General features: G+C 42.5%; 10 protein-coding genes. 7 read left to right on the top strand and 3 right to left on the bottom strand.

The annotated features are described in order from the left end of the window. Positions 1-413 precede the first annotated feature (413 nt). The 6 genes from I6E24_RS12490 (at position 414) to I6E24_RS12465 (ending at position 8,517) form a co-directional block, all read left to right on the top strand. Positions 414-2,618, top strand: a complete 2,205-nt coding sequence (locus tag I6E24_RS12490) for a sodium-translocating pyrophosphatase (protein WP_235328873.1) — start codon at positions 414-416, stop codon at positions 2,616-2,618. Between the two features lie 32 nt (positions 2,619-2,650). Further along, a complete protein-coding gene (locus I6E24_RS12485) occupies positions 2,651-3,136 on the top strand; it encodes a ferritin (protein ID WP_204403635.1) in 486 nt (161 codons plus the stop codon). A gap of 171 nt (positions 3,137-3,307) precedes the next feature. Beyond that, positions 3,308-3,841, top strand: coding sequence for a 3'-5' exonuclease (locus I6E24_RS12480; RefSeq protein WP_235328872.1), 534 nt, complete (start codon positions 3,308-3,310; stop codon positions 3,839-3,841). Positions 3,842-4,018: 177 nt separating this feature from the next. After that, the gene (locus I6E24_RS12475; RefSeq protein WP_235328871.1) at positions 4,019-5,263 is read left to right on the top strand and encodes an ATP-binding protein; all 1,245 of its coding nucleotides are present in this window, start codon (positions 4,019-4,021) and stop codon (positions 5,261-5,263) included. Between the two features lie 109 nt (positions 5,264-5,372). After that, entirely contained in the window at positions 5,373-7,058 is a 1,686-nt protein-coding gene (locus I6E24_RS12470; protein WP_235328870.1) for a putative transporter, read from the top strand. An 82-nt stretch (positions 7,059-7,140) separates the two neighbouring features. Further along, positions 7,141-8,517 carry an MFS transporter gene (locus I6E24_RS12465; RefSeq protein ID WP_235328869.1) on the top strand — a complete coding sequence of 459 codons (1,377 nt, stop codon included), beginning with the start codon at positions 7,141-7,143 and terminating at the stop codon, positions 8,515-8,517. 170 nt (positions 8,518-8,687) lie between these two features. Here I6E24_RS12465 and I6E24_RS12460 read toward each other — a convergent pair whose 3' ends face one another. The 3 genes from I6E24_RS12460 to I6E24_RS12450 all read right to left on the bottom strand — a co-directional run bounded on the left by I6E24_RS12460 (position 8,688) and on the right by I6E24_RS12450 (position 12,042). Further along, positions 8,688-9,080: a hypothetical protein gene (locus tag I6E24_RS12460; RefSeq protein ID WP_235328868.1), complete on the bottom strand. Its 393-nt coding sequence runs from the start codon at positions 9,078-9,080 to the stop codon at positions 8,688-8,690. Between the two features lie 211 nt (positions 9,081-9,291). After that, positions 9,292-10,062, bottom strand: coding sequence for an inositol monophosphatase family protein (locus I6E24_RS12455; protein WP_235328867.1), 771 nt, complete (start codon positions 10,060-10,062; stop codon positions 9,292-9,294). Positions 10,063-10,116: 54 nt separating this feature from the next. After that, positions 10,117-12,042, bottom strand: coding sequence for an AAA family ATPase (locus tag I6E24_RS12450; RefSeq protein ID WP_235328866.1), 1,926 nt, complete (start codon positions 12,040-12,042; stop codon positions 10,117-10,119). A gap of 535 nt (positions 12,043-12,577) precedes the next feature. Between I6E24_RS12450 and I6E24_RS12445 the strand changes: the two genes are divergently transcribed. Next, positions 12,578-13,453 (top strand): MBL fold metallo-hydrolase, encoded by an 876-nt coding sequence (locus tag I6E24_RS12445; RefSeq protein WP_235328865.1) that lies wholly within the window; start codon positions 12,578-12,580, stop codon positions 13,451-13,453. The last annotated feature ends 244 nt before the right edge of the window (positions 13,454-13,697 follow it).

Raw genomic sequence — 13,697 nt, 5'->3', positions numbered from 1 at the left:
CAAAAGATATTAAGGTATTAGATTAGACTTAAGGTAATTTTTTAAGGTATTAGGTTAAAGTTATTAGTTTAAAAGGTAAAGAGGTTTTCAAGGAATTGGTTTTTTGGATTAAGGTTAAGAGAGAGATTAATTAGTTTTCAGGATTTAGGGATTAGATTTTTAATAGGTTTTAGGAAAACCAGGTAAGAAGAAAAAAGGTTAGGGATAACGTAACACTTGAAAAACCAAAGATGAAAAGAACCCTTAATTGGGGGGTTCTTTAGATGGCCGGCGGCATTCATGGTAACTGGATGACGCCTTTTTTTGTGCCTTCTTGTTACATTATTATGCGATAATCCGGCAAACATTCTTAATTTCCAAAATAAATACTTATATTTATTGGCAAAAGCTATTAATCTTATAATCATAACCTTATGGAAACAAGTTTATTTTGGATAGTGCCCATAGCCTCAATTCTGGCATTGGTACTTGCATGGTATTTCTACCGGCAGATGATGAAGGAAAGTGAAGGGACTCCACAGATGCAGAAGATTGCACTGCATGTTCGCCAGGGAGCTATGTCGTATCTCAAACAGCAGTACAAGGTAGTAACCATGGTATTCATAGTGCTGGTAATCTTATTTTCTATCATGGCATACGGATTCAATCTCCAGAACCATTGGGTGCCTGTAGCTTTTCTTACCGGTGGATTTTTCTCCGGTCTTTCCGGATATTTGGGAATGAAAACAGCAACATACGCTTCTGCTCGTACAGCCAATGCGGCGCGTACGTCACTCAACAAAGGATTGCGTGTGGCTTTCCGTAGCGGAGCAGTTATGGGACTCGTTGTGGTAGGTCTTGGTCTGTTCGACATTTCTTTCTGGTATCTGCTCCTTGACAAAGTTATAGATGCCGATTCTTCCAATCCTACAGCAAAACTATGTATGATTACCACCACAATGCTTACATTTGGTATGGGAGCTTCTACTCAAGCCCTGTTTGCCAGAGTAGGAGGAGGTATATATACTAAAGCAGCCGATGTAGGTGCCGATCTTGTAGGTAAAGTTGAAGTTGGAATCCCCGAAGACGATCCGCGTAATCCTGCCACGATAGCCGATAATGTGGGCGACAATGTTGGTGATGTAGCCGGTATGGGGGCCGACTTGTATGAATCATATTGCGGTTCCATCCTTGCCACAGCGGCACTTGGAGCAGCGGCATTCATCGGTACGGGCGATACAGATATGCAGTTCAAGGCTGTGATAGCGCCGATGCTTATTGCCGCAGTGGGTATCATATTGTCAATTATTGGAATATTTGCTGTACGTACTCGCGAGGATGCGGGTATGAAGGAGCTTCTTAAGTCTCTTTCTGTAGGGACAAATCTCAGTTCAATACTTATAGTAATAGCAACATTTCTCATATTGTGGCTTCTTGATATGAAGAACTGGGTAAACATATCTTTTGCGGTGGTAGTAGGTCTGATAGTTGGTATCATTATAGGTCGTTCTACTGAGTATTACACCTCTCAGTCGTATAAGCCTACACAGAAACTTTCCGAAAGCGGCAAGACAGGTCCTGCCACGGTTATTATTTCCGGTATTGGTCTCGGAATGGTTTCAACCACCATACCGGTGATAGCTGTCGTGGCCGGAATAATTCTTTCGTATTGGCTTGCTTCTGGATTCGATTTGTCAAACATCGGAATGGGACTCTATGGAATAGGCATAGCAGCGGTTGGAATGCTTTCTACGCTTGGAATAACACTTGCAACTGATGCATACGGACCTATAGCCGACAATGCAGGAGGAAATGCCGAAATGAGTGCTTTGGGCGAAGAAGTCCGCAAGCGTACAGATGCCCTCGACTCGCTTGGTAATACTACAGCCGCCACTGGTAAGGGGTTTGCCATAGGTTCTGCTGCTCTTACAGGACTGGCCCTTCTTGCGTCGTATATCGAAGAAATACGAATAGGTCTGGAAAGGATAGGCAATACGGTTCTCGAACTTCCAAACGGAATCAGCGTAGCAATACATGAAGCTTCATTTACCGATTTCATGATATACTACGATGTAACACTTATGAATCCTAAAGTACTTTCTGGAATGTTCATAGGCAGTATGATGGCATTCTTGTTCTGCGGTCTTACGATGAATGCGGTAGGACGCGCAGCTGCCCACATGGTAGAAGAAGTACGCCGTCAGTTCCGCGAGATAAAAGGAATACTTGAAGGTAAGGCAGAACCCGACTATGCGCGTTGCGTACAGATTTCCACTAAGGGAGCACAGCGCGAGATGGTGTTTCCGTCGGTACTCGCTATAATAGCTCCGGTAGTTACCGGATTACTTTTCGGAGTTTCCGGAGTGATAGGTCTTCTTATCGGAGGATTGTCATCAGGTTTTGTGCTTGCTGTATTTATGGCTAATGCCGGAGGAGCATGGGATAATGCCAAGAAATACGTTGAGGAAGGTAATTTTGGAGGTAAGGGCAGCGAGGTACACCGTGCCACGGTTGTTGGCGATACAGTGGGCGATCCTTTCAAGGATACATCCGGCCCGAGTCTGAACATACTAATCAAGCTTATGAGTATGGTAGCAATAGTAATGGCAGGATTGACGGTGGCATGGAGTTTGCTATAAGATAGTCAACTTATATATTAAATTTATAAACTATGATTTCAGAAAAACTACAGAACGCAATCAATGCGCAGATTACTGCCGAAATGTGGTCGGCTAATCTTTATCTTTCAATGTCTTTCTATCTTCAGAAAGAAGGTTACGACGGATTTGCTACATGGATGAAAAAGCAGTCACAGGAAGAACTTGACCATGCATACAATCTGGCTGACTACCTGATGAAACGTGGTGGTGAGGCTAAGGTTGACAAGATTGATGTTGTTCCTCAAGGATGGGGCAGCCCGCTTGAAGTATTCGAACATGTTTACAAACACGAATGCCATGTATCACAGCTTATTGACGAACTCGTAAACATCGCTTCAGAAGTTAAAGATAAAGCTTCACAGGATTTCTTGTGGGGATATGTCCGCGAACAGGTTGAAGAAGAAGCTACAGCCCAGGGTATCGTTGACAAGTTGAAACGTTGCGGCGACCACTCAGGTATCCTTTATCTGGATGATAAATTGGGACAGCGCAAGTAATCTATAGACTACGCAGATAATTTTAGTGCTGCAATTTTGTCAGAGTGACAAAGTTGCAGCACTTTTTTTGTTTTTTATATATTGAACTACATATTTTATATTTGTTAATTTCATGCCTATAATGTATTTTTGAGATACAATTTAATAATGACTATTTAATCAAGGATAATCATGTACGACAAGTCAGATATAAATTTCATAGCAATAGACTTTGAGACCGCTACTTCCAAACGTGCTTCAATATGCGAGGTTGGTATCTGTGTGGTAAGAAATGGAGAAATAGCAGAGACTCGCTCGTGGCTGGTACGTCCGGAAGACAACTATTATCAGTATTGGAATATAAAGGTACATGGCATACGTCCGCAGGATACAGAGAATGCCCCGGACTTCCGTCAGGTATGGGAAGAGATAGAACGAACTTATCTTGATGAGTTCGACACTTTTGTGGCACATAATGTACCTTTCGACAGAAGCTGTTTGCAGCATTCTGCTGAGCTTTACCGCATTCATCTTCCCAAGTTGAACTGGATATGTTCTTTGCAGATGGCCCGTAAGATTTACTCCTTTGGATGTAATTCACTGGATTATCTTTGTGAGCAGCTTGGTATTGAGCAGGGTATGCACCACCGAGCAGGTGATGATGCGGAAATGTGTGCCAGACTGTTTCTAAGGGAGCTGGAGAGTACAGAAACATTCAGTTACTAATCATTTATTATTAGGTCGGATTTTGTATCTAAACTGATATTATTCGGGCTTTCTGATTTGATTTTGTTCAATAATATTTTTATACTGCATAAAATAGTATATATTTTGTGCAATAAGCAATGATTTTTGAGTAAAAAGTATTAATATTGTATTCGAATTCGAATAAAAATCTGGAAGATGAAAACAATCATTCTGAACCAACGCAAAGAGCGTGATGAGCTGATGTCTCGTCCGTATTTGATTCGCAAGACTCTCCAAGATACAAAATCGTTATTGGGCAGTCATCTGATTAAGTTGATAACAGGGCCAAGACGTGTGGGAAAATCAACTCAGGCGTTATTAATGCTGCGTGACAAGAATTTTGCATACTTGAACTTCGATAGTTATCAATTACTGGAAGCATGGGATTCGGATTTGGTTATGCGGATGTTGGATGATGTTTATCCCGGCTATGAATATATTTTGTTGGATGAAGTTCAGAACCTTGATGGGTGGGATTTGTGGGTCAGTGAACTATATAGAATGGGAAAAAATCTCGTAATAACGGGCAGTAATGCCAGAATGCTCAGCAGTGAGATGGCTACAGTATTGACAGGTAAGTATCTCCAGATAGAGATGTTGCCTTTCAGTCTTGAAGAGTTTTTCAATTGGAACAATCTTGAACTGTATTTACTGAAATCAGAACACAAAACAGAGTCCCTTGTTCTGACAGATGACTATTTAAGGAATGGAGGTTATCCGGAAGTAGTTGCTTCACGTCAATTGATCCGCAGTTATCTTGACACGTTATTTGATTCCATCATATGGAAAGATGTGGCTAAACGCCATAATGTACGTAATGTGACAGATTTAAATAATTTGGCCATGTATCTTGTCTCTAATTTCTGTAATCCTGTCAGTGCTAATGAATTGACTTATGAACTTGACTTCTCAAGTGTCAATACTACCAAGAAATATATGGACTACCTTCATGAACCATACCTTTTCTATTATTTGTCACGTTATAATAATAAACTTAGGTTGATGAAAAAGGCTCCAAGAAAAGTATATGTAGTTGACAATGGTTTTGTGGCATCAAAGGCTTTTTCTTTAAGTGACAATTTGGGACGATTGCTTGAAAATCAGGTTTTCATAGAACTTGTTCGTCGAGGTTATGATGTGGAGAAAACAATCTTTTATTATCGTTCACGGAATGATAAGGAAGTCGATTTTGTACTTCGTGAGGGTACTCGCATATTACGTCTTGTCCAGGTATGTTATGACATGAGCAGTCCTAAAACGGAAAAGCGGGAAGTGGATGGTATTATTGAGTGTGCCGGAGAATTGAAGTGTGATAATCTTGTTATAGTGACTTATAGTGACAAACGCACAATAGAGAAGGACGGATATAAAATAGATGTAGTTCCAATAACAGAGTTTTAAATTAAATAATTCTATTCCATAAATATTCTATTTATAGAGATATTGTTACTACCTTTGCCCCCCGAAAATTAAATCAATAGAAATTTAAAACAATACAAAAACTAAAATTATGGAATTGATTGAAAACCTGTTTATGGGTTATCCCAATTTATGGGGAGGGGGAGTAGCGCACTCCGTACTTATCTTGTCGCTGGTGATAACGATAGGTATTGCGCTTGGTAAGGTAAAGGTTGCCGGTGTTTCATTAGGTATCACATGGATACTTTTCGTGGGTATTGTTTTCGGCCATTTCAATATGAATCTCAATGAGCATCTGCTTCATTTCCTTAAGGAGTTTGGACTTATACTGTTTGTCTATTCTATTGGTCTTCAGGTGGGACCAGGTTTCTTTTCAGCGTTCAAGAAAGGAGGGCTGACGCTTAATATGGTAGCCATGACGGTTGTCTTTACGGGTGTTATTCTGGCAATAGTACTTCATTTTGTATCAGGAGTTCCTATCACCACTATGGTAGGTATCCTTTCAGGAGCCGTAACAAATACACCGGGACTCGGTGCCGCACAGCAGGCAAACAGCGACCTCAATGGCATAGATGCTCCGGAGATTGCTCTTGGATACGCGGTAGCCTATCCGCTTGGTGTAATAGGCTGTATTCTTTCTCTTTGGGGCTTGAGATATGTTCTCTGTGTCAAGCTTGACAAAGAAGAGGCAGATGCCCAGCGTGGCTCAGGACATCTTCAGGAACTCACTGTCCGACCGATAACGATTGAGGTTCATAACGAGTCTGTAATAGGTAAACAACTGCGTGAGATACATCCACTTGTGAAGAGATATTTCGTCGTTTCGCATATATACCATGCTTCTACAGGAGCGGTAGAAATGGCAGGCGCAGATACTGTGTTACATCTTAACGACAGGATTCTTCTGACTTCCGCACCTATAGATATCGATGCCATTACAGCATTTATCGGTTGTCAGGTAGAGATGAACTGGGAAAAAGAAGAAACTGACCTGGTGACAAGAAGCGTCGTTATCACCCGTTCCGAAGTAAACGGTAAGTTGCTTTCACAGCTTAAGATAAGAAACAGTTTTGGGGCCAATGTCATCAGAGTAAACCGTTCCGGTGTGGACCTTGTGGCTTCGCCTAACCTGCAGCTACAGATAGGCGACCGTGTGATGATAGTAGGTAATGAACTGGCTGTAGGTCAGGCAGAGAAGGTTCTTGGTAACTCACTTAAACAGCTTAACCATCCGAATCTGATACCTATTTTCCTTGGTATAGCTTTAGGATGTATTCTTGGGAGTATTCCTTTTGCATTCCCGGGCATACCTCAGCCTGTCAAGTTAGGTCTTGCCGGAGGTCCGCTGATTGTGTCTATATTGATAAGCCGTTTCGGTCCGCAGTATAAGCTCATCACTTACACTACCATGAGTGCTAATCTGATGGTCCGCGAGATAGGTCTTTCGCTGTTCCTTGCCTGTGTCGGTTTGGGAGCTGGTTCCGGATTTGTTGATACTATAGTACATCACGGAGGATATGTATGGATTGGCTACGGAGTTATTATCACAGTTGTACCTTTAATTATAGCAGGATTGGTAGGACGATATGCATTCAAGCTCAATTATTATACACTGATAGGTGTTCTTTCCGGTGCTACAACCAATCCGCCCGCACTTGCTTTTTCCAACGATCAGACATCATGTGATGCTCCTGCAGTAGGTTATGCCACTGTCTATCCGCTCACAATGTTCCTTCGCGTACTCACGGCACAGCTGTTGATATTATCGTTGGCATAAATGTGTATTTGTTTCCTGAATGCAAGAAAAAGTGTATCTTTGCATCGTTTTTTTGAAAAATAATAAATAGATATACATAAAAATGACACAACAGGTAAAGAAAAAATTAAATGATTCGTGGGGCATGCGTTGGGGTGCTCTGGCTATTGTGGCCTTCACAATGATGGCTGCTTATTATGTGAATGATGTGGTTGCGCCTCTCAAGAGTATGCTTGAGGCATCACCGTCAGAAAACGGTCTGGGATGGACCAGTAGCGATTTCGGTATCTACACAGGCGCATACAGTTTCCTTAATGTATTCTGCCTCATGCTGATATGGGGAGGACTTATCCTTGACCGCTTCGGCATACGTTTCACCGGAAAGCTTGCCACTATACTTATGGTGGTGGGAACATGGCTTGAATATTATGCCATGACAAGCATGGTGGGAACTGCCGATACAATCCTTGGATATAAGGCCGACGTTTTCGTCGCTTCAGTCGGATATTCAGTGTTCGGAGTAGGAGCTGAGGTAGCAGGTATCACCGTAACAAAGATGATTGCCAAATGGTTCCGCGGTAAGGAAATGGCAACAGCTATGGGTGTTCAGGTAGCCCTTGCACGTGTAGGTTCGCAGGCCGCATACGCCGTAGCCATCCCTGTGGCACGCTCGTTCGAGCTTACAACACCGGTTCTTATCGGTCTTGTGTGCCTTGTAGGCGGTATGATAGCATTCTTCTCATTCTCTGTACTCGACAAGAAGCTTGACACACAGATGGAAGAAATCAAGGACGAATCTGCCGACAATGAAAAGTTCTCTTTCAAGGACGTAGCTACAATCCTTTCAAATCCCGGATTCTGGCTTATTGCTTTGCTTTGCGTATTGTTCTATTCATGCGTATTCCCGTTCCAGAAGTTCGCTTCTGAGTTGATGATAACAAAATACGGTATTGATGAAAACGTAGCCGGATTCTTTGCCGGACTTCCTGCTCTTGGAGCCTTGATTCTGACACCGGTATTCGGAGGAATGGTCGACAAGCGCGGAAAGGCAGCATCCATCATGATGTTCGGAGCCGCTATGCTGATATTCGTACATTTTGTCTATGCATTGCCTTTCGTTACAGGTTCATACATTGCCATCATTCTTATGATAGTTTTGGGTATAGCATTCTCGCTTGTGCCATCGGCTATGTGGCCGTCAGTAGCGAAGATATTCCCTGCACATCAGCTTGGAACAGCGTATGCGCTCATCTTCTTTATCCAGAACATTGGTCTTTGGGGAGTACCTACTCTTATTGGTTTTGTTCTTGATAATTATTGCATCACAGGAAAGACTGCTGCTGGTACTAATTCATACGATTATACACTCCCGATGTGTATTTTCACAGGCTTTGCCGTACTTTCTCTGTTGGTAGCGTTTGCTCTTAAAGTGGCCGACAAGAAATTCGGATATAAGCTTGAAGAATCAAATATCAAATAATTCACGAATCCGGTTTTCCGTATTCTGACAAAATAAAATCCTGCTTCCGTTATTTAGAAAATGGAAGCAGGATTTTTTGTATCCGTACCTTACAGATATTCTTTAACCCTAAATTTTTGAGCAGTCAGTTTTTAAAGATACAGTTTAGTTAAGTTTAGTCTAGTTTCTTTTTATTTTTCGGTTCCTGTCGCAGGTTCCAGTTCCAGATTTATTATAGTATTATCCCATTTGAACATCTTTCCCGTACCTAGGTCAACCAGGAATCCCGGCCAGAAAAGGATGTTCCATAAAGAAGAAGGGTTAAAGGCCGTTTCCAGCATGAAAGGAGTAGGAGAGTAGCCATCCTTTCGTGCAATCAGCTGTTTGTCCGAAACTTTCTTCTTTATTTTTGTGGTTACCATGTTTTCTTTTTCCACTTCAGCTATTTTTATATTAGTCTCCGCATCATAAATTTTTGTTCCGTTTGGAGCCATAAACGTTACGTTCTGTTTCGATGCCGTGAATACAGTGCAGCACGACGACATACTTGTGGCTGCAATAATGATTAATAATGATTTTTTCATATCAGGTCCGGTTCTGTTTTTGTTTCCGGAGGCAAAGATAAATAGATTCTGTAGGACGATAATGATATTCTGATGTACAAAGCCGGAACTCTATGCCTTGATTATCAGTGCTTTGATGATTTATATGATGTACAAAACAGAAAATGCCGACCAAAATCACGGTTGAATTGGTCGGCATTTTCTGCAGTCAGACACCTGTATGTTGGATTTATCAGATGTGTTTCTGTATGATGGTGAAAAGCTCTTTCAGATTTTCCGCGCTGTTTCCGGCTATTACTCCGCATGGAGAAACAAAGTCAAGAGGTTTACCGTCGAGACCAGAAATCACTCCGCCCGCTTCAGTAAGTATCAGTGATGCGGCAGCAAAGTCCCATGGGCTCAGCAGATACTCAAAATACAGTTCGCATCTTCCCATAGCCAGGTAGCACAGTTCTGGAGCACAAGCCCCGAAGCGGCGGATGTCGTTACACTTTCCGAACACTTCGCGTATTATTCCGGAACATATTTCGGCATATTCTTTATGATAGACCGGCAGGGCGGTACACATTATGGCATTTCCGAAAGTACGGTCCGAAACGTGAATTCTCTGTCCGTTGAGAAAAGCGCCTTTCCCTTTTTCGGCATAGAACATCTCTTTGGCTCTTGGCAGATATACAACCCCCATCACCATGTCCGAATTATGTTTCAGTCCGACACAGATGGCACATTCGGCTATTCCGCGGCTATAGTTGGCTGTACCGTCAATAGGGTCAATTATCCATGTGTATTCATGGCTCGCGTCATGCATGTCCTCTTCCTCGCATAGGAATCCGCTGCCTGGCAGTGCCTCGGCGAGATGTTTGCACAGGAAATCCTGTACAGCTATATCCGATGATGTTACAATGTTGGAATATCCTTCCTTGCTCGAGATGTCGAACCCATCGGTCACCATGAGTTCCGAGGCATCCATTACTATTTCCTTAAGTTTATCCAGTGATATCATTTCCTTATATATTATTTCCCGGACCAAAATTACTAAAAAAATAGTATATACCACTCACGCCCTGAAACCAATGGGGCGTGGTGATGAGATTTTTGCTGTTTTCAGACAGAGGAAGTTACGTTCAGCATCGAGTATGTCCGATTCCTCTATTACGCACAACAGGTCGATGCTGATATTCCTTTCGGTAGTAGAGGATGTCATGACCCTTCGTGCCATGCTTTTGATGATACCCTGATTAATCAGATTATGTACCCATCGGCCATTGCCGAAATACTCGTCACGGCGCGACGACGCTTTCTCTATCAGCGAAGCCAGACATTTGTGGGCATCATCCGTAAGTCTGTAGTTTCCTGCCTTGAGCGACCGGCAAGCCATTTCCATCAGTTCGGCCGCCGAGTAATCATCGAAATGGAATGTCAGCGGGAAACGGTCCTTCAGTCCTGGATTTGTTTTCATCATGGCGGTCATCTTGTCCTCGTATCCGGCAAATATGACTATCATGTCCGGTTCAGGTTCCGACAGTACTGTGAGAAGAGCATTAAGCACTTCCTTTCCGAAATCCTTTGTGTCACTTTCGTTTGATACAAGCGTATAAGCCTCGTCGATGAACAACACTCCGCCACGTGCCTCTTCTATCGCCTCCAGGGTTTTCTTTTCCGTCACCCCTATGTATTCGCCTACTAATTTCGAGCGGTTTGTCTCTACGGTATGTCCTTTGCTGAGCAGTCCCATATTGTGATATATCTCTCCCACAAGCTTTGCTACAGTAGTTTTTCCTGTACCTGGATTTCCCAAGAATAGCATGTGGTTCCTCTGCTCGCTGTCTGTCTGAAGACACATCTCAGCCCTCTTCCTGTTGAACATCGCCATCATCATGGTTTCCCTCATATCGTCCTTTACCCTTTGCAGGCCTACCATCGACTGAAGGTCTCTTTCTGCCTTGCAGGGTGATGCGCCACAGTCGCTATCAGTTTCTTTGCAGCCATATTTCTCGTCCAGTATTCCCTCTACCAGTTTGGTGAAATCCTCCTGCTCCCGGTCGTAAACATATTCGGAGCCTATCGACCTGTCCGACGACAGTCGGAAAGTTGTCTCTTCAGTGAACAGTCCGTCCATGAGTTTGCATTTCTCCATCATCATCCGGATGTCCTTGTCCGTTCCGTGCAGTATGAAAGTAGTGTCCCTGAACGTGTCGTAACGTATAATGCTCGCCAGAAGATTTACTATGTTCACTGTATGCGCATTATAGTCAAGGTCCGATACCTCTACAATCACCGCCTTGGCTTTAGCTACCTTCTCCTCCATGTTTTTCCATCCGTAGGCGCCTGTAGATATTTCCGAAACCGACAGACTGTATTTTCGCGCCACATCATCCTCAGTGATGAATCCGCCCAATATCATCGAAGCGAAAGCCTTTGCCCCGCATGCTTCGCCCTCGCCTGTGACAAGCAGATGAGGCAGTTTCTTTGCCGTCCTGTTCCTTATATTATTGCTGAATGTCATCAGCCTTTCCATAAGCAAGCGGATAATCGGTTCCTTGAAGCGGCCACAGTAAAGTTTAGGCCACCATCCTGTCATGGCAAGATTCTCTGCAAAGAACATTTCTATGGGATATTTTTCTATCGGCTCCAGAGAACTTTTAGTCCGGTAATCTGACGTTACAGGCAATTCCACTTGGCATAACCATTTGGGAACCCCGTTTATATAGACGTATGCCCTATACAGCCCCGCGTCCCATAAATCATCATTCGCCATGTCGAAAGCAGCTTTCTTGAATGTCCTACCGGCCTCATGTGTGGTGCATCCCACTCCCATAAGCCTGTATGAGGAAGAGTAAATACGTACCGACAGCTCTTTGACTCCTCCCAGGCCTTTAGGCGCTGAAATCTCCACGTCGAGGTGGCAGTCGGCATATTCAGGAGCAAAATTATTTGAGATAGAATCGAAATTGCGTTTTACGCATAAGTATAAATTTTTCATAAACAACATGATTTTTTTGATAATTAGGTCTAAAAACTAATAACTAAAAACTAACAAATAGTTTTCAACATAGAACTCCCTCTTCCCGGCCGAAGAGTAGAGTATGAACCCGTAAGTCAAAGAGCACAGCAATCCCTGTCGCACAATTTTTCATTGCGGCCACTGGGAGAAGTTTGAGTTTAATGAATGATTTTTTAATCCATAAACCAGCTGTTTTGCATCTTCGACATTGTTTTGTTGTTTATGAAAAATGATAAGAAATAATGTCGCCGTTTTATTCCGGCTACATATTACATACAAAGGTAATAATTCTGCTTCTTATTTGCAAATTATTTTCTGTAAACTATAAAAAATAGGCCTGAAACATTGTTTTTAAAACGTGCCCGTGTTTAAGGTTAAATGCGGTCACGTTTTATCTTAAACGCGGTCACGTTTTTTTATCAATAAAACCATGCATTAAAAATATGTATTGGATAATTGATTTTTATATGAGAATTGTAATTTTGTGAGACAAAGAATTTATAAAGAAACGTCTATGAAGAATATTATTGCAAACGGTGAGGTATTGATGATTGCACCGATGTTCCTGTTCAGTTGTTCAGTACAGTCAAAACAGTCTAAAGATAGTGAAACGAATGCTGAAAACGCAGTAAGTGTACAGGAACAGCAGAAAGACAGTATGTTATCTACTCTGGAGCTGGACGGAATGAAAGTCACCTGGATACGCGACAATGCCAACGACCGTCTTATGCCCCGTTCCCTCTTTCCTGATGCTACTGATGCCCAGATAGACAGCCTTTCACTCCAGAATGGTGTGCCTGCCTCAATCAGTACATTCCTGGTAGAAACGGACGGCAAACGGATACTTTTTGATGCAGGTATGGGAGCTCCTGACAGTAAACTGTTTGAAGGACTTAAATCATTGAATATCAATCCTGCAGATATTGACTATCTCTTCATCACACATTTCCATGGCGACCACATTGGCGGTATGATGAAAGATGGCGTTGCTGTATTCCCCAATGCGGAAGTATATGGCTCTAAAGTTGAATATGATGCATGGATGAAAATGCCGGCTGACAAGAAATCGCAGGTGGAAAGTACAATGAAAGCCTATAAAGACCGTCTTCATCTGTTCGCTTTCGGCGATACACTACCTTGTAAAGTCGTCGCTATGGATGCTGTCGGTCATACTCCCGGACATACGGTGTTCCAGGCAGGCAAGTTGCTCGTAGTAGGCGACCTGATGCACGGGGCAGCACTTCAACTGAAATATCCTGACGTCTGTGCCACATACGATATGGATAAGTCCGGAGCTGTAAAAAGCCGTAAGCATTATGTTCAGTATGCCCGTGAAAACGGTCTTGTGATGGCAGGAATGCATCTGCCAGTACCGGCATTCATGAAATGATTATTCTTACATCATAATGTGAGATACGCCATGCAATGGAACGCTCTCACCGGATGTCGTATATCTTTTCCAGAAATGAGAATTTGTTGATTTATGTTAAATGTTAGACCGATTGGAAATATGGTTTGACAGTTGTTTATAGAGTATTTTTCATATAAATAACAGCATTAATTGGGTACATAGGGTACAATAGGACCTTATGTACCCAATTTTTTACAATTGTTCCTATGATATTTTCTTGCTG

The sequence above is a fragment of the Bacteroides caecigallinarum genome, assembly GCF_021530995.1.
Classification (GTDB): Bacteria; Bacteroidota; Bacteroidia; order Bacteroidales; family Bacteroidaceae; genus Phocaeicola; species Phocaeicola faecigallinarum.
Note: the sequence above shows the minus strand (reverse complement) of the source record. Positions and strands in the feature narration are given on the sequence as shown.

What these genes read in the sequence shown, in the direction of transcription:
- I6E24_RS12490 (WP_235328873.1), top strand. Translation starts at nt 414, where the DNA reads ATGGAAACAAGTTTATTTTGGATAGTGCCCATAGCCTCAATTCTGGCA.
- I6E24_RS12485 (WP_204403635.1), top strand. Translation starts at nt 2,651, where the DNA reads ATGATTTCAGAAAAACTACAGAACGCAATCAATGCGCAGATTACTGCC.
- I6E24_RS12480 (WP_235328872.1), top strand. Translation starts at nt 3,308, where the DNA reads ATGTACGACAAGTCAGATATAAATTTCATAGCAATAGACTTTGAGACC.
- I6E24_RS12475 (WP_235328871.1), top strand. Translation starts at nt 4,019, where the DNA reads ATGAAAACAATCATTCTGAACCAACGCAAAGAGCGTGATGAGCTGATG.
- I6E24_RS12470 (WP_235328870.1), top strand. Translation starts at nt 5,373, where the DNA reads ATGGAATTGATTGAAAACCTGTTTATGGGTTATCCCAATTTATGGGGA.
- I6E24_RS12465 (WP_235328869.1), top strand. Translation starts at nt 7,141, where the DNA reads ATGACACAACAGGTAAAGAAAAAATTAAATGATTCGTGGGGCATGCGT.
- I6E24_RS12460 (WP_235328868.1), bottom strand. Translation starts at nt 9,080, where the DNA reads ATGAAAAAATCATTATTAATCATTATTGCAGCCACAAGTATGTCGTCG.
- I6E24_RS12455 (WP_235328867.1), bottom strand. Translation starts at nt 10,062, where the DNA reads ATGATATCACTGGATAAACTTAAGGAAATAGTAATGGATGCCTCGGAA.
- I6E24_RS12450 (WP_235328866.1), bottom strand. Translation starts at nt 12,042, where the DNA reads ATGAAAAATTTATACTTATGCGTAAAACGCAATTTCGATTCTATCTCA.
- I6E24_RS12445 (WP_235328865.1), top strand. Translation starts at nt 12,578, where the DNA reads ATGAAGAATATTATTGCAAACGGTGAGGTATTGATGATTGCACCGATG.